This window comes from Neisseria elongata subsp. elongata, from assembly GCF_900113545.1.
Lineage (GTDB): Bacteria > Pseudomonadota > Gammaproteobacteria > Burkholderiales > Neisseriaceae > Neisseria > Neisseria elongata.
Map to the genome: position 1 here is coordinate 1 of NZ_FOPS01000013.1, position 15922 is coordinate 15922.

Genomic DNA, 15922 nt, shown 5'->3' on the forward strand with positions numbered 1-15922 from the left:
GTGAAACCTGCCGCTCAACCCGCAGCAGGGAAAAATGCGGCTAAGTAGGGATGGCCGATTCGCTTCGGAAGAAAGGCCGCGCTCTTGTCTTGTAAAAGGGGGCGGCCTTTGGCTTTTACGGCAAGGGAATCTCGGGTGCTGTTGCTCGGATGTGATGCGGGGTGTCGGGGGTAAGGCGTGTGGGCCTATGCTTTATGTGGTCGGTGTTGTGAAGCCGCGCTGACCATATTGTGCTGACAGTAAGGGTATGGATCAAATCTGCTTTGCTTCATTCCGATGGTTGTGGCAGCTGCTTTTTAGTTGGGGAGCAATATATGATGAGACCGTCTGAAAGCTTGACTCGGCTTCCAGACGGCGTTTGTCGCTATATCAATCAACGATGTTTGGCAGGCAATCAATAGAAGCCTTCGCGTTCCTCGCGGGTGGAAATGTAGATGTTTTTCACCTGCGTGTACGCGGCGAGCATCATTTTGTGGGTTTCGCGGCCGATGCCTGAAGTCTTGTAGCCGCCGAACGGTGCGCCTGCGGGCAGGCGGTTGTAGCAGTTCACCCAAACGCGGCCGGTTTCCAGTGCATTGGAAACGCGCAGGCAGCGATTGATGTCTTTGCTCCAAACTGCGCCGCCCAAGCCGTATTCGCTGTCGTTCGCCATTTTGATGACTTCTTCTTCGGTTTTGAATTTAATCACGGTGGCAACCGGGCCGAAGATTTCTTCTTGGGCGATGCGGGCGTTGTTGCTGCCGGCTTCGATCAAGGTCGGTTCGACAAATTCGCCTTTGCCCAATTCGCCTTCGATTTTCTTACCGCCGGTGATGATGCGGCAGCCTTCCTGTTCTCCGATTTTGACGTATTTCAAAATGGTCTCAAGCTGACCAGCGTTGACTTGTGAACCCATTTGGGTGTCGTCTTCCCAAGGTAGGCCGACTTTGATTTTTTTGAATTCTTCCGCCAAGGCGTTGACGAATTTGTCGTAAATGCCTTCTTGTACGAAGATGCGCGAGCCGGCGCAGCACACTTGGCCTTGGTTGAACAAAATACCTTTTTGCGCGCCTTCGAGAGCTTTGTCGAACGGCATGTCGTCAAAGAAAATGTTGGCGGATTTGCCGCCCAGCTCCAAGGTGGCGGGAATCAGCATTTCAGCGGCGGCGATGCCGATGTGGCGGCCGATTTCGGTCGAGCCGGTGAAGGCGAGTTTGTTGAAGCCTTTGTGGCGCAGCATGTATTCGCCGGATTTAGAACCGCGACCAGTGATGATGTTCAACACGCCTTTAGGCAGCAAGTGGTTGATTTTTTGAGCGAACGACAGCAGGCTCAGCGAAGTGCTGGAAGACGGGTGGATAACGATGGTACAGCCTGCGGCGAGTGCGGGCGCGATTTTCCACGCTGCCATCAGGAAGGGGAAGTTCCACGGAATGATCTGACCGACTACGCCGATGGGTTCGCGCAGGACAATAGACAGGTCTTCGGAGTCAAGCTGGGTGGCGGTGCCTTCTTCGCCGCGGATGACGCTGGCGAAATAACGGAAATGGTCGGAAGCCAGCGGGATGTCGGCTGCGCGGGTTTCGCGGATGGGTTTACCGTTGTCCAGCGTTTCCTGCAAGGCGAACAATTCCAAGTTTTCGTCAATCACATCGGCGATTTTGTTGAGTATGGCGGCGCGTTCGGTAGTGGTGGTTTTGCGCCATGTTTTGAACGCTTCTTGCGCTGCGGCGACAGCGGCATCGACATCGGCGTCAGTCGCGTCAGTAAATTTCGCCAATGCTTCGCCATTGGCAGGATTGTACGAATCTAAAAGCGCGCCGGGTTTCGTCCACTCGCCGTTAATCAGCAAACCGTATTCTTTGTCAAACACATTTAAGTTTTTAGCCATGATAGTCTCCAAAAGTTTTAACAAATAACAGCAGTACATCAGCATAATGACAGCCTGCCAAGGGTGTCGCTTCCCAGCATATGACTTTTTACCGACTTTATGCAAGGGGTTAAGCTGCATGTGGAATGTAAAAGATTTTTACATATGACAATTATTCATGTTTAAATGTTAATTTGAGTATTTTCTTCATGCAATGAGTTTTTTTGATTGTGTTCCTGGTAGTTTAAATCGGCAATAAATCGATATAATGTAACATTTTTAATTCTTTCAAACAGTTGTCAGGTTTTGATAGCTTGACCTTGCCGTTGCGGTTTATTCATACTTAAACGCGAATCCGACCAACCGATAGGAGCATTGTCATGAAAATGAAAGCAGCAGTAGTAACGCAAAACAGCGATGGCAACGTTGAGATTGTGGAGCGGGAGATTCGTCCGCTGGAGCACGGCGAAGCCTTGGTGGAAGTGGAATATTGCGGTGTGTGCCACACCGACCTGCACGTTGCGGCAGGTGATTACGGCAAAAAACCGGGCCGTGTGCTGGGCCACGAGGGTATCGGTTTGGTAAAAGAGGTTGCCCCCGATGTGCAGAGTTTGAAAGTCGGCGACCGCGTGAGTATCGCATGGTTGTTCCGTAGTTGCGGTTCGTGCGAATACTGTAATACCGGCCGCGAAACCTTGTGCCGTTCAGTATTGAATGCAGGCTATACCGCCGACGGCGGCATGGCGACGCACTGTATCGTCGATGCGGACTATGCCGTCAAAGTACCCGACGGCCTCGACCCCGCACAAGCCTCCAGCATCACTTGTGCCGGCGTAACCACTTACAAAGGCGTGAAGGTTTCCGGCGTTCGCCCAGGGCAATGGATTGCCGTTTACGGCGCGGGCGGCTTGGGCAACTTGGGTGTCCAATACGCGAAAAAAGTATTCGGCGCACACGTTGTCGCCATCGACATCAACGATGACAAACTGGCATTTGCTAAAGAATGCGGCGCGGACTTTACGGTTAATGCCGCCAAAGAAGACGCAGCCAAAGTGATTCAGGAAAAAACCGGCGGTGCACATGCGGCAGTTGTAACTGCGGTATCCGCCGCTGCGTTCAACTCCGCCGTGGATTGTGTCCGTGCTGGCGGCCGCGTGGTTGCCATCGGCCTGCCGCCCGAATCCATGGACCTGTCCATCCCACGTCTGGTCTTGGACGGAATCGAAGTGGTCGGCTCGTTGGTGGGCACGCGTAAAGATTTGGAAGAAGCTTTCCAATTCGGTGCGGAAGGTTTGGTTGTGCCTAAGGTGCAGCTGCGTGCTTTGGAAGAAGCACCGGATATTTTCCAAGAAATGCGCGACGGCAAAATTACCGGCCGCATGGTCATCGATATGAAGAAAAGTTGCGGCTGTGCCCATTGATTCGATGTTAGCTTAAGGAAGGCCGTCTGAAACCTGAAATCGGGTTTTCAGACGGCCTGTTTTTATCGGCGGCATCATTTGTTGTTTGCGACACCGTGTTTTTCCGCGAGTTCGGCGTATTCGCGCATAACGGCAAGCGTTTCGCGGCTGGCTGTTTTCATATTTTCCGCCATAGTGGAAAAGGCGGGGATATCTTCCGGTTTGACCGTGATGCCGACGGTCATAATATTGCTTATCTTTTCAAAGCTGCCTGCCATTTTGTCGCGGATGGTCCTGCCCTCTTTGCTGTGCATCTTAATCTGTCGCAAATGTCGGACGATACTTTCCGCTTCCGCCTGTTGTAGGCACAAAATGGCCAACCTTTCTTCAAATGTTTTGGCTTGCCGGTTCATTTCACCGTAGTCGCGGTCGGATGCCAGTTCGGCTTGCATGGCGGTGCGGATGGCAATCAGATCGTCCTGCAGCGGAGTGGCGTATGCGGCGTGCGGCAACAGGCAGCCGACGGACAACAGAAACAGCAGGGCTATATGTAGGATGCGGATTGAGACGGTTTTGCATCATGATTCCTTGTTCAGATTAAACGGAAGACAGTTATTGTATGCCGCAATGCCCCATATTGTGCAAACGGCTTTTCTTCCCCCTGCCAACGGGTTTACACTGTGCTTTTAGCCAAAAAGCAAGGAAACCGCCATGCCAAACAGTAAAAAAATCAAAATCGGCATCATTGGGGCGACGGGTTACACCGGAGTGGAACTGTTGCGCCTGCTGTCCGCCCATCCGTATGCCGAAGTGTGCACCGTTACCAGCCGCAGCGAAGCGGGTGTGAAACTGGCTGACTACTTCCCCAGTCTGCGCGGCATTTACGATTTGGTGTTTGAGAAGCCGGAAGATGCAAAGCTGGAACAGTGCGATTTGGTGTTTTTCGCCACCCCGAACGGCATTGCCATGAAAGAAGCCCCCGCATTATTGGCGCGGGGCGTGCGCGTGGTGGATTTGTCGGCCGACTTCCGTTTGAAAGACATTGCCGTTTGGGAAAAATGGTATGGCATGAAACACGAAAGTCCCGACTGGGTTTCCCGTGCCGTGTACGGGCTGACCGAATTGAACCGGGAAGCCGTTGCCGCCGCTCAGCTTGTAGCCAACCCCGGCTGTTATCCGACCTGCGTATCGCTGGCTTTGCTGCCGCTGTTGCAGACAGGTGCTTTGCGTGAGGGGCTTCCGCTGATTGCAGACTGCAAATCGGGCGTGTCCGGAGCAGGGCGCAAGGCGGCGGTCGGCACGCTGTTGTGCGAGGCGGGCGATAATTTCAAAGCGTACGGCGTTTCCGGCCACCGCCATCTGCCCGAAATCCGCCAAACCATTTCCGGCTTGCAACACGGCGTGGCGGAGGGATTGGTATTTGTGCCGCATCTCACGCCGATGATACGCGGGATGCACGCCACCATTTATGTTCACTTGAAAGACGGCGTATCGCCGCAGGAATTGCTGGAAACGGCCTACCGCGACAGTTTCGCGGTTGATGTGATGCCTGCGGGCAGCACGCCCGAAACCCGCAGCGTGCGCGGCGTGAACGTTTGCCGCATCGGCGTGCAGCGCGCGCCGGACAGCGATTTGTGGATATTGTTGAGCGTTCAGGATAACTTGGTCAAAGGCGCGGCGGGCCAGGCGGTGCAGAATATGAATGTGATGTTCGGCTGGGATGAAAACGCAGGGCTGGGCGGCGCGGCTTTATTGCCGTGATTGCAAAAATATAGGCAGGCCGTCTGAAAGGCAGAAATCGGTTTTCAGACGGCCTGCCTTATTCAGTCATCCAGCCATTTCCCGCAGCAGTGTTTAAACTTTTTGCCCGAACCGCAAATGCAGGCCGATTTCATGGATGGCAGAGGTACGGTAGGGTCGATGAAATACCAACGGCCGTTTGCCAGTACGAAGGCCGACCGTTCGCGGTGCGTTTCCCGCTTACCGCCTGCGTCCGCAAAATAGGCGGCAAATTCGACCAGCGCGTGATGTTCCCCCGCATTCGGTTCGTGGCGCAGCACATCCAAACCCAGCCACTCGGTTTGTGCCGCCCATTGCGCCAAGGCTGCCGCGTCCAGCAGCGGTTGTTGCACGGGGACGGTGGTGTGGACGATGTAGTCTATGTTTTGCAAAACGAAGGCCGCATAACGCGACCGCATCAGTTTTTCCGCATCGGCAGCGGGCATACCTTGATGCAGCGGGCGGCAGCAATCGGCGTAGGTTAGGCCTGATTGGCAGGGGCAGGGTTGGGCGGACATTTTTCAGACGGCCTTCAAACGTAATACGGCTAGTCTAACAGCCGACGGCTTTTCTTGCTATCATTGCGCCCGATTATCCTTGGAGCAAACGAATGGACATTTTGTTTATCGCCGACCCCTTGGCCGGTTTCAAAACCTATAAAGACACCACCTACGCCATGATGCGCGAGGCCGCAAGGCGCGGGCACCGCCTGTTTCACACCCTGTCGGCGGAATTGTCGGTGCAAAACGGCATCGTGTATGCGGCGGCGGCACCGTTTGAATTTCTCGGCGCGAAAGACGACCACGACCACGCATGGTTTGAGGCGGGCAGCCCCGTTCAGACGGCCTTGAGCGAATTCGGCGCGGTCATCATGCGTACCGATCCGCCGTTCGACATGCAGTACCTCTACGCCACCCAACTGCTCACCTTGGCCGAAAGCCAAGGCGCGAAAGTCTTCAACAGCGGGCAGGCCATGCGCGACTTCAACGAAAAACTCGCCATCCTGAACTTCCCGCAATTCGTTTCCCCTACCATCGTGACTACTCGCGCAGCAGACGTGCGCGCCTTTTTGGCCGAACACGGCGACATCATCGTCAAACCGTTGGACGGCATGGGCGGCATGGGCATCTTCCGCCTGACCGAAAAAGACCCCAACATCGGCAGCATACTGGAAACCCTGATGCACCTGGATACCCGTACCATCATGGTGCAACGTTACATCCCCGACATCGTCAAAGGCGATAAGCGCGTGCTGGTTATCGGCGGCGAAGTCGTACCCTATGCCTTGGCGCGCATCCCGCAAAACGGCGAAACACGCGGCAACCTAGCGGCCGGCGGGCGCGGCGTGGCGCAAGAGTTGTCCGCATGCGACCGCGAAATCGCCGAAACGCTTGCCCCCGAACTGAAACGGCGCGGCATACTGCTGGCCGGACTCGACATCATCGGCGAGTGCCTGACCGAAGTAAACGTAACCAGCCCGACCGGTTTTCAGGAAATCAGCAAACAAAAAGGTTGGGACGTGGCCGCCCGCTTTATCGATGCCGTAGAACAGGCCGTCTGAACGCACACGAGACGCGGGCTGTTTTCAGACGGCCCGCATCAGGAAAACCATCATGCAAACCCCTGAACAAGATCCCAATAGCTACGCCGCACAAATTAAAGGAAAAAGCGGTTTGCGCCGCATTATCAACGCCTGCGGCTATACGCGCGACGGTTTCAAAGCCGCTTGTGAAGAACAAGGCTTCCGCCAATTGCTGTGGCTTAATATTCCGTTGATTGTATTGGCCTTTATCCTACCCTTTGGGCTGGCTACCCGGATGATATTGATTGCGTCATCCTTTCTGTCGCTTATCGTCGAACTCTTCAATACAGGCGTGGAAGCCGCCGTGGACCACACATCGCTGGAAAAACACCCGCTGGCCAAGCGGGCGAAAGACGTTTGCTCCGCCGCGCAGGGCTTGGCTTTGCTATTGCTTGCCCTGCTGTGGCTGCTTGCCCTGTGGAGAGAATACGATATTAACGTTTTTTGAGGCTGGTCAAAGTTTTTTGTTTTATGCTATTGTATAACGATGATGTATTCCCATCGGCCTGCACAACCTGTGTTAGGAAACAGAACGGGTGGCAGGTAACTTTAACCATGTTGTGAAAGGAAAGCATTATGAAGAAAGTATTTGCACTCGTAGCCGCTGCTGCCGCATGTCAAGCCGCGTTTGCCGCAGGCGTGGAGGCACAGAGCCCATGGGCGCGCGAAACCGTTAGCGGTATGAAAAACGGCGGCGTGTTTATGGAACTGAAAAACGATACCGCCAAAGACATCGTGTTGGTCGGCGGTTCCAGCCCTGCAGCGAAAAGTGTTGAAATCCACGAGCACGTTCATGCTGAAATTAAAGACCCGAAAACCGGTCAAAAAGCCATGGGCATGAAAATGCAGGCTGTTCCTGGTGGTTTGAAAGTAGCTAAAGGCGAAAGCGTTACCCTGAAACCGGGCAGCTACCATGTGATGCTGATGGGCTTGAAACAGCCGTTGAAACCAGGTGCGAAATTCCCTGTAACCTTAAAATTCAAAGGTGCACCGGATCAGACCGTACAGGTTGAAGTTCGTGCCAATGCCGGCAGCCCGGGTGCACACTCCGATATGGATCACGGTCACGGTCATTAAACCAGCTATTAACGGTTCATAACTGATTAGGAGGCCGTCTGAAAGTTTTTCAGACGGCCTTTTCGATTCTCTGCGGGATACTTGGTTTAGATGCGTTTGCCGAAGGATGGGTATTTGGTGTGTGCAAGCCGACGGGAGATAAAATTGCTCCTGTTGCCAGGCCGTACCGCTCAATGCCAAACTTGCCCGCCATCTAAAAGCCATGTAGTATCCCGCCTTTGATTTTTCAGCTTTAAAGTCGAACAGGGAACAAAATGATTAGTGATATTCAGAAAACCGCCGAAAGCAAAATGCTGCGTTCGTTGGAAGTATTGAAGGAAAATTTGGCCAAAGTACGCACAGGCCGCGCCCATACCGGTTTATTGGATCAGGTTGAAGTGGAATACTGGGGCAGCATGGTTCCCGTCAGCCAGGTAGGCAGCGTAACCCTGCTGGACGCGCGTACCATCGGCGTCAAACCTTTTGAAAGCAATATGGCAGGCAAAATCGAAAAAGCCATCCGCGATTCCAATCTCGGCTTGAACCCTGCTTCGGTCGGCGATTTGATCCGCGTGCCCATGCCCATGCTGACGGAAGAACGTCGCAAAGACTTGATTAAAGTCGTGCGCGGTGAGGCGGAAGAAGGCCGCGTGTCCATCCGCAACGTGCGCCGTGATGCGAACGACCACATCAAGCGTCTGCTGAAAGACAAAGAAGTTTCCGAAGACGAAGCGCGCCGAGGCGAAGAAGCGGTACAGAAGCTGACCGACAAAAACATTGCCGAAGTCGATAAAATCCTCGCAGCCAAAGAAGAAGACCTGATGGCGGTATAAAAGAGGCCGTCTGAAAAACAATCGGTCATCGGCAGGCAGCCGTCAAAAAGGATATTTTGTGAAAACCAGCACTCAAGCCATTCCGGAGCACCACCGGATTCCGCGCCATATCGCCGTCATTATGGACGGTAACGGCCGTTGGGCGAAAAAACGTTTTATGCCGCGCGTGATGGGGCATAAAAAAGGTTTGGATGCATTGGAAAACCTTTGTGCGGAATGTTCTGCCGCAGGGGTTGAATATCTGACCGTGTTTGCTTTCTCGACTGAAAATTGGCGGCGTCCGTCAGACGAGGTCGGCTTTCTGATGGGTCTGTTTTTGCAGGCATTGCAAAAACAGGTCAAACGGATGCACGAACACAATATGCGCCTGAAAGTGATTGGCGACCGTAGCCGTTTTAACGCAGAAATCGTTGCGGGCATAGAAGCGGCGGAAAGCCTGACTGCCGGAAACAGCGGTTTGACGCTGACCATCGCCGCCGATTACGGCGGCCGTTGGGATATTTTGCAGGCGGTCAATAAGCTGTTGGCGGCCGGAAAGAAAGAAATAACCGAAAGCGATTTGAATGTCGGCCTGATGCTGGGAGATGTGCCCGAACCGGATTTGTTTATCCGCACCGGCGGCGAGATGCGTATCAGCAATTTCCTCCTTTGGCAGATGGCGTATGCCGAACTGTATTTCACGGATACCCTGTGGCCCGATTTCGATTCACAGGCTTTTCAGACGGCCATTGCCTCATTCCAACAACGCGAACGCCGTTTCGGCCGTACTTCCGAACAACTGCCGCAGGAACAGCAAAGGAATTAAGCCATGTTGAAACAGCGCGTCATTACCGCTTTGATTCTGTTGCCCATTATGCTGGGTATGCTGTTTTGGGCTTCAGACGGCCTGTGGGCCGCGTTTTCCGGCCTGATAGCAGTTCTCGCATTATGGGAATACAGCCGGATGTGCGGTATCGGCGATAAAGAGCGAGTGCCGTATTTGGCGGGTTCCGCTTTGTTTATGTTGCTTGCTGCTTGCGGCGGCTGGGTTTTGCCGCCAATCGGCTGGTGTCTGGTGTTGGCTTTTTGGTTGGTTGTCATGCCCTTGTGGTTGAAGTGCAAATGGCGGCTGGGCGGTGGCTGGCAGGCGTATGCCGTCGGTTGGATGCTGATGCTGCCGTTTTGGTTTGCGCTGGTGTCGTTAAGGTCGTCTGAAGAAGATGCATTGTCTCTATTGGCCGTGATGGGTTTGGTATGGATAGCCGATATCGGAGCATATTTCTGCGGCAAGGCGTTTGGTAAAAATAAATTGGCTCCCGCCATCAGTCCGGGTAAAAGCTGGGAAGGTGCGTTTGGCGGGGTGCTGTGCGTATTGATTTATCTGAGCGTTGTCCGTGAAGCCGGCTGGCTGGGTTTTGATTTGCCGTGGCTTCCGACCATGTTGGCCGGTGTTGTGCTGGCGGCGGTCAGCGTTTGCGGCGATTTACTGGAAAGCTGGTTGAAGCGGGTTGCCGGAGTTAAGGACAGTAGCAATCTGTTGCCGGGGCATGGCGGTGTATTCGACCGTGTGGATAGCATGATTGCCGTATTAAGCGTTTATGCGGCGATTGTTTCTATCGCATCTTGATTGGAGTGTAGGGTATGGCGGATAAAAACGGAACTTCATCGTTGTCGGTTTTGGGTGTGCTTTTGGCAGTCGGACTGATGGCGGCTGCATTTATTCTCGGCGTGCAGTTCAAAAACTTCCGTCAGCCCGGAACAATTACCGTCAAAGGCTTGGCGGAAAAGAATTTCCAGTCGGACAGCGCTACTTGGCGTACCGGTGTGTCATTGCACGGCAATACTTATCAGGTCGTGTTGGACAGTTTGGAAGAGGAGCGTGAGAAACTGGTGCGTTTTTTGCGGAAGCAAGGCTTTGATGATGCTGAAATCCGTAGCGGGCTGCCGTCTGTAGAGCGTGCGTACGAAGATGTAAAAAACGATCAGGGCGAAATAATAGAGCGCAGGCCGAATGGTTACGACGGCAGTTTGTCGGTTACCGTCAATACTAAAAAGTTAGACAAAATTCAAACCGCAGAGCAGGCTATCCGCAATTTGCGGGCGAAAAACGATTTTATCGAATTTAGCGAGCCGCAATATCTGTTGGGCAATTTGGAAACCATTAAGCGCGATTTGATTACTCAGGCTACGGAAGACGCGCAAAAACGGGCGGTCGAATTCGCCAAAACGGGCGGAGGTAAAGTCGGTGCCATGCGTTCCGCATCGCAAGGGTCGTTCAATATTTATTCCGATAACGGTCCGGGTGAAGATGAAGATTACGGCGGCACTTACGATAAATCGACTATTGGGAAACAAGTGCGTTTGGTCGTAACCATAGAGTACGCCATCGAATAAGCCGGTTGTTTTGCCTGGAGCGTCCGCCTATATTTTCAGACGGCCTTCAATAAACAAAGAACCGCATAAATATAATATCTTTGAGTAATGAGTATACAAGTTCTTACTGTTTTGGGCAGTACCGGCAGCATCGGGGTGAATACCTTGGATGTGGTGGCTCGTCATCCCGATCGGTTTCGCATATTTGCCCTGGCCGGTCATAAACAGACGGCCAAATTAGCCCGACAGTGCATACAGTTTCGGCCGGATTTTGCTGTGGTGGCCGACGAATCTGCGGCAGCCGATTTGAAAGCGATTCTGACTGCAGAAGGGTGTCCGACCGAGGTTTTGTACGGTCGGCAGGCTTTGATTGATGTGGCTTCTGCCGGCGAAGTGGACGGCGTGATGTGCGCCATTGTCGGTGCGGCAGGCTTGCCGTCGGCTTTGGCGGCCGCGCAAAAAGGCAAAACCATTTATTTGGCCAACAAAGAAACTTTGGTGGTGGCCGGCGAATTATTCATGGAAACTGCCCGTGCCAACGGGGCAAGGGTTTTGCCGATAGACAGCGAACATAATGCCGTTTTCCAGGTTTTGCCGCGAGATTATGAAGCGGGGTTGGATGCACACGGTATCGATTCCATCATATTGACGGCTTCTGGCGGTCCGTTTTTAGACAAAGATTTGACCGAGTTTGACTCTATTACGCCCGAACAGGCGGTTAAACATCCCAATTGGAGTATGGGGTGGAAAATTTCGGTGGATTCGGCCACTATGATGAATAAGGGCTTGGAGCTGATTGAAGCGCATTGGTTGTTTGCCTGCCCGCCTAACAAATTGGAAGTCGTTATTCATCCGCAATCGGTTGTGCATAGTATGGTTCGTTATCGGGACGGTTCGGTATTGGCCCAATTGGGCAATCCCGATATGCGTACGCCGATTGCCTACTGTTTGGGGTTGCCGGAGCGGATTTCATCAGGTGTGGCACCGTTGGATTTCGAAACATTGTCCGCCCTGACTTTCAGACGGCCTGATTTACGCCGCTTTCCTTGCCTGCGTTTGGCTTATGAAGCCATGAATGCCGGAGGTATGGCTCCGTGCGTATTGAATGCGGCCAATGAAACCGCAGTTGAGGCTTTTTTAAACAAGGAAATCCGCTTTACCGATATTGCTCCGGTCATCGCCCACTGTTTGGAGCAAAAGTTTTCAGACGGCTTGAATAACCTCGAAAGCTTACTGGCCCAAGACGGGTACGCGCGCAAACAGGCGCGGGACTATATTAACGGTTTGGCGAAATAATGATTTTGACGATTTTGGCGTTTATTGCCGCTATTTTATTGCTGGTCAGCCTGCATGAATTAGGACATTTGTTGGTGGCGCGGTGGTGCGGCATCAAGGTGTTGCGTTTTTCGGTAGGTTTCGGCAAACCCTTTTTTAACAAGCGTTGGCGGAATATTGAGTGGTGCCTTGCCCCGATTCCTTTGGGCGGATACGTCAAAATGGTGGATACCCGGGAAGGAGATGTGGCGGAAGAAGATTTGCCATATGCCTTCGATAAGCAGCATCCTGCCAAAAAAATTGCCGTTGTCGCAGCCGGACCGCTGACCAATTTAGTATTGGCATTTTTGCTATACGGGCTGAGCTTTTCTTTCGGCGTGACGGAGTTAAAACCGTATGTCGGTACTGTGGAGCCTTACAGCATCGCAGCAAAGGCAGGTTTCCGTGCAGGGGATAAAATCAACAGTGTCAACGGTGTGCCGGTTAAGAGTTGGTCTGACGCGCAGAGAGGCATAGTTTTAGATTTGGAGGCCGGGAAAGTCGAAGTGGCAGTGACGGACGCACAAGGCGTGCAGGCCGTTCGGACTATCGACATCGCAGGCACCGACGAAGCTGCCGATGTGCCGAAAAAGCATGGCCATATCGGATTGATGGCTCATCGCCTCACCCTTTCTATCTCTAAGGTCGTTCCGGAGAGTGCCGCCGAGGAAGCAGGGTTAAATGCCGGAGACGTATTGTTGTCTGTGGATGGGAAACCATTGGCAGATTGGCAGGAATGGGTAGATTTGGTGCAGAAAAGTGCAGGTCAAAAGTTGCAGCTTGAATATAAGCGGGGCAACAAAGTAATGACTGCCTATATCCGGCCAAGGGCAGAGCGGCATAACGGTATGCTTGACGGAAAAGTCGGGCTGTATCCCGGCGAAGATAAAGAGTGGAGCAGGATGATACGTTTCCAGTATTATCCCACTGTCGCCGAGGCCTTTAAGATGGGCTGGGATAAAATGACAGGCTACACAACGCTGACATTGAAATTTTTAGGTCGTTTGCTGAGCGGTCAGGCTTCATTGCAACATGTATCCGGACCACTGACTATTGCAGATGTGGCAGGCAAATCCGCCGCACTCGGTTGGCAGCCTTATGTTGAATTTCTGGCTTTGGTAAGCGTCAGTTTGGGTGTGATGAATTTATTGCCGATACCGGTATTGGACGGCGGACACCTGATGTATTACAGCATCGAATGGCTTAGGGGTAAGCCGTTGGGCAGCAATATGCAGATGATTGGCTTGCGTATCGGACTGGCATTGATGCTGGCGATGATGATTTTGGCTTTTTTTAATGATATTACCCGTTTGTTTGGATAACGTATGAAACTGAAAAAACTAACCCTGACTTTAATGATGCTCGGCTTGTCTTCCTTGGCATCGGCTGATTTTACTATTCAGGACATCCGTGTGGAGGGTTTGCAACATACAGAACCGGCCACAGTATTTACTTATTTGCCCGTTAAAGTGGGCGATACCTTCCACGATGGGCAAGGTGAAGAGATTATCGGCAATCTGTATGCAACAGGGTTGTTTGACGACGTGCGTGTCGAAAGTATGGGCAACCAGTTATTGCTGACTGTAGTCGAACGGCCGATTATCAGCAGTTTTGAAGTCAGCGGCGGCAAATTGATTCAGAATGATGCCATTAAGAAAAATCTTACCGCATTTGGTTTGGGACAGTCTCAGCCTTTTAATCAAGGCCGTCTGAACGAAGCAGTTGCCGGATTGAAAGAAGAGTATCAAAAACAGGGTAAATATTCGGTACAGATTACGCCGTCTGTTACCCGTTTGGCGCGTAACCGCGTTGCTGTCGAATTAAAAATCGACGAAGGCAAAACGACGACTATCAGTGATATCGAATTCGAAGGCAACCAGCATTATTCGGATAGCAGACTGCGCAAACAGATGTCTTTGAGCGAAGGTGGTGCATTTACCTGGCTGACAAAGTCTAACCGGTTTAATCCTGATAAATTTTCGCAGGACTTGGAGCGTATCCGCGATTTCTATCAAAACAACGGTTATTTTGATTTCCAAATCGTTGATACCGAAGTCAAGATGTCTGAAGATCAGAAACACCAAACCATGAAGATAACGGTATCCGAAGGTCAGCGTTACCGTTGGGGCAAGGTAAGCATCGAAGGCGATACCAAGGAAGTACCGAAAGAAGAGCTTTACAGCCATCTGAAAATGAAAGAAGGAAAGTGGTACGACCGTGCCCAAATGTTGGAGAGCTTGGAGAAAATCCAAAAGAGCATGGGAACCGCAGGTTATGCGTTCAGCGAAGTGAATGTTCAACCGCAACCCAATACGCAAACGGGTGTTGTAGATTTTGTACTGCACATCGAGCCTAATCGTAAAGTCTACGTGAATAAAATCAATATTTCGGGAAACAACAAGACCCGGGACGAGGTCGTACGCCGCGAATTGCGTCAAATGGAGGCTGCACCTTACGATATGTCGAAATTACAGCGTTCCAAAGAACGTGTGGAGCTTCTGGGTTATTTTGACGATGTGAAATTCGAAGCGCGTCCGGTTGCGGGAACGCCTGACCAAGTTGATATCGACATGAGTGTGAACGAGCGTGCGACCGGTTCTTTGGATTTGAGTGCGGGCTGGGTTCAGGATACCGGCTTGGTTATGGCATTCGGCGTCGCCCAGGATAACTTGTTCGGTACCGGAAAATCGATTTCGGCGCGCGTGTCCAGAAGCAGAACGACGAATAACGCCTCATTGTCGTTTACCGATCCGTATTTCACTCCTGAAGGGGTCAGCTTGGGCTACGATTTGTATGGAAAAGTTTACGACCCCCGTAAATCTTCATCCAGCGCCAGCAACGCCCAATATAAAACTTCTACCGTAGGCGGCGGTATCCGTATGGGTGTGCCGGTTACAGAATACGACCGTGTCAATTTCGGCTTAGGTGCCGAGCATATGCAGGTTCAAACCTTTACCGGCGCGCCGAAACGTTATCGCGACTTTATCAGCCAATACGGCAATAGCAATACCGGTATCGGAAAATATAAAGGTTGGACGCTCAAAGGCACTGTCGGTTGGGGTCGAAACAAAACAGATAATGCATTGTGGCCGACACGCGGTTATTTAACAGATGTCAATCTGGAAGCCGGTCTGCCCGGGGGCGATTTGCAATATTACAGCCTGACGCATAACCAAAAATGGTTCTTCCCGTTAAGTAAAAACTTTACATTGATGCTTGGCGGTTCAGTAGGAGCGGCCGATGGTTATGGTAAGAACAAAGAACTGCCGTTCTTCCAAAACTTCTATGGCGGTGGCTTGGGTTCCGTGCGCGGTTATGAAAGCGGTACGCTCGGCCCGAAAGTTTATGACAATAACGGCGATAAAATCAGCTATGGCGGCAATAAAATGCTTTCCGGCACGGCAGAACTCCTATTCCCGTTCCCCGGAATTAAGGACAGCCGCAGCGTCCGTCTGAGCCTGTTTGCCGATGCCGGCAGTGTATGGGATGGAAAAACTTACACGGATGACAGCAGTGATTTGTATAACGGCTCAACGATACAAAACGTATACGGTGTAGGCAATCGCCATAAATCCAGCTTCAAGGAAGAGTTGCGCTACTCCGCCGGTGCGGCCGTAACATGGATGTCCCCCTTAGGGCCGATGAAATTCAGTTATGCCTATCCGATGAAGAAAAAGGCAAGCGACGAGGTTCAGCGTTTCCAATTCCAGTTGGGTACGACGTTCTAACAGCTTAAATTTGGGAACGGTATGATTCA

At 52.1% G+C, this 15922-nt stretch carries 15 protein-coding genes; 12 read left to right on the forward strand and 3 right to left on the reverse strand.

Annotated features, from left to right (window positions below; genetic code table 11):
• Positions 1-394: 394 nt before the first annotated feature.
• Positions 395-1870 (reverse strand): aldehyde dehydrogenase family protein, encoded by a 1476-nt coding sequence (locus BM261_RS10465; protein ID WP_074898108.1) that lies wholly within the window; start codon positions 1868-1870, stop codon positions 395-397.
• Between the two features lie 359 nt (positions 1871-2229).
• On the opposite strand from BM261_RS10465, the gene adhP reads away from it, so the two are divergent.
• Positions 2230-3270, forward strand: a complete 1041-nt coding sequence (gene adhP / locus BM261_RS10470) for an alcohol dehydrogenase AdhP (RefSeq protein WP_074898039.1) — start codon at positions 2230-2232, stop codon at positions 3268-3270.
• Between the two features lie 74 nt (positions 3271-3344).
• Here the strand turns inward: adhP and BM261_RS10475 are convergent, their stop codons facing one another.
• Positions 3345-3761, reverse strand: coding sequence for a hypothetical protein (locus BM261_RS10475; RefSeq protein WP_143095777.1), 417 nt, complete (start codon positions 3759-3761; stop codon positions 3345-3347).
• Positions 3762-3960: 199 nt separating this feature from the next.
• Between BM261_RS10475 and argC the strand changes: the two genes are divergently transcribed.
• Positions 3961-5010 (forward strand): N-acetyl-gamma-glutamyl-phosphate reductase, encoded by a 1050-nt coding sequence (gene argC / locus BM261_RS10480; RefSeq protein WP_074898043.1) that lies wholly within the window; start codon positions 3961-3963, stop codon positions 5008-5010.
• A gap of 62 nt (positions 5011-5072) precedes the next feature.
• On the opposite strand, the gene BM261_RS10485 is transcribed toward argC, so the two are convergent.
• Positions 5073-5546 (reverse strand): YchJ family protein, encoded by a 474-nt coding sequence (locus BM261_RS10485; protein WP_074898045.1) that lies wholly within the window; start codon positions 5544-5546, stop codon positions 5073-5075.
• A 92-nt stretch (positions 5547-5638) separates the two neighbouring features.
• Between BM261_RS10485 and gshB the strand changes: the two genes are divergently transcribed.
• From gshB to bamA, 10 genes are all read left to right on the forward strand, one after another.
• On the forward strand, positions 5639-6589 hold the full coding sequence (gshB, locus tag BM261_RS10490; protein ID WP_074898047.1) for a glutathione synthase: 951 nt from the start codon (positions 5639-5641) through the stop codon (positions 6587-6589).
• Positions 6590-6641: 52 nt separating this feature from the next.
• Complete coding sequence (locus BM261_RS10495; protein ID WP_049249158.1) at positions 6642-7058, forward strand: diacylglycerol kinase; 417 nt, start codon at positions 6642-6644, stop codon at positions 7056-7058.
• A gap of 128 nt (positions 7059-7186) precedes the next feature.
• Positions 7187-7687, forward strand: coding sequence for a copper chaperone PCu(A)C (locus BM261_RS10500; protein ID WP_074898050.1), 501 nt, complete (start codon positions 7187-7189; stop codon positions 7685-7687).
• A 254-nt stretch (positions 7688-7941) separates the two neighbouring features.
• The gene (gene frr, locus BM261_RS10505) at positions 7942-8499 is read left to right on the forward strand and encodes a ribosome recycling factor (protein WP_049249160.1); all 558 of its coding nucleotides are present in this window, start codon (positions 7942-7944) and stop codon (positions 8497-8499) included.
• Between the two features lie 58 nt (positions 8500-8557).
• Positions 8558-9304 carry an isoprenyl transferase gene (locus BM261_RS10510; protein ID WP_074898053.1) on the forward strand — a complete coding sequence of 249 codons (747 nt, stop codon included), beginning with the start codon at positions 8558-8560 and terminating at the stop codon, positions 9302-9304.
• Positions 9305-9307: 3 nt separating this feature from the next.
• Entirely contained in the window at positions 9308-10105 is a 798-nt protein-coding gene (locus BM261_RS10515) for a phosphatidate cytidylyltransferase (RefSeq protein WP_074898055.1), read from the forward strand.
• Between the two features lie 14 nt (positions 10106-10119).
• The gene (locus tag BM261_RS10520) at positions 10120-10872 is read left to right on the forward strand and encodes an SIMPL domain-containing protein (protein WP_003775292.1); all 753 of its coding nucleotides are present in this window, start codon (positions 10120-10122) and stop codon (positions 10870-10872) included.
• 87 nt (positions 10873-10959) lie between these two features.
• Complete coding sequence (gene ispC / locus BM261_RS10525; RefSeq protein ID WP_074898057.1) at positions 10960-12147, forward strand: 1-deoxy-D-xylulose-5-phosphate reductoisomerase; 1188 nt, start codon at positions 10960-10962, stop codon at positions 12145-12147.
• Positions 12148-12149: 2 nt separating this feature from the next.
• Positions 12150-13487: an RIP metalloprotease RseP gene (gene rseP / locus BM261_RS10530; RefSeq protein WP_074898112.1), complete on the forward strand. Its 1338-nt coding sequence runs from the start codon at positions 12150-12152 to the stop codon at positions 13485-13487.
• A 3-nt stretch (positions 13488-13490) separates the two neighbouring features.
• Positions 13491-15893 carry an outer membrane protein assembly factor BamA gene (bamA, locus tag BM261_RS10535; protein ID WP_074898059.1) on the forward strand — a complete coding sequence of 801 codons (2403 nt, stop codon included), beginning with the start codon at positions 13491-13493 and terminating at the stop codon, positions 15891-15893.
• Positions 15894-15922: the final 29 nt, after the last annotated feature.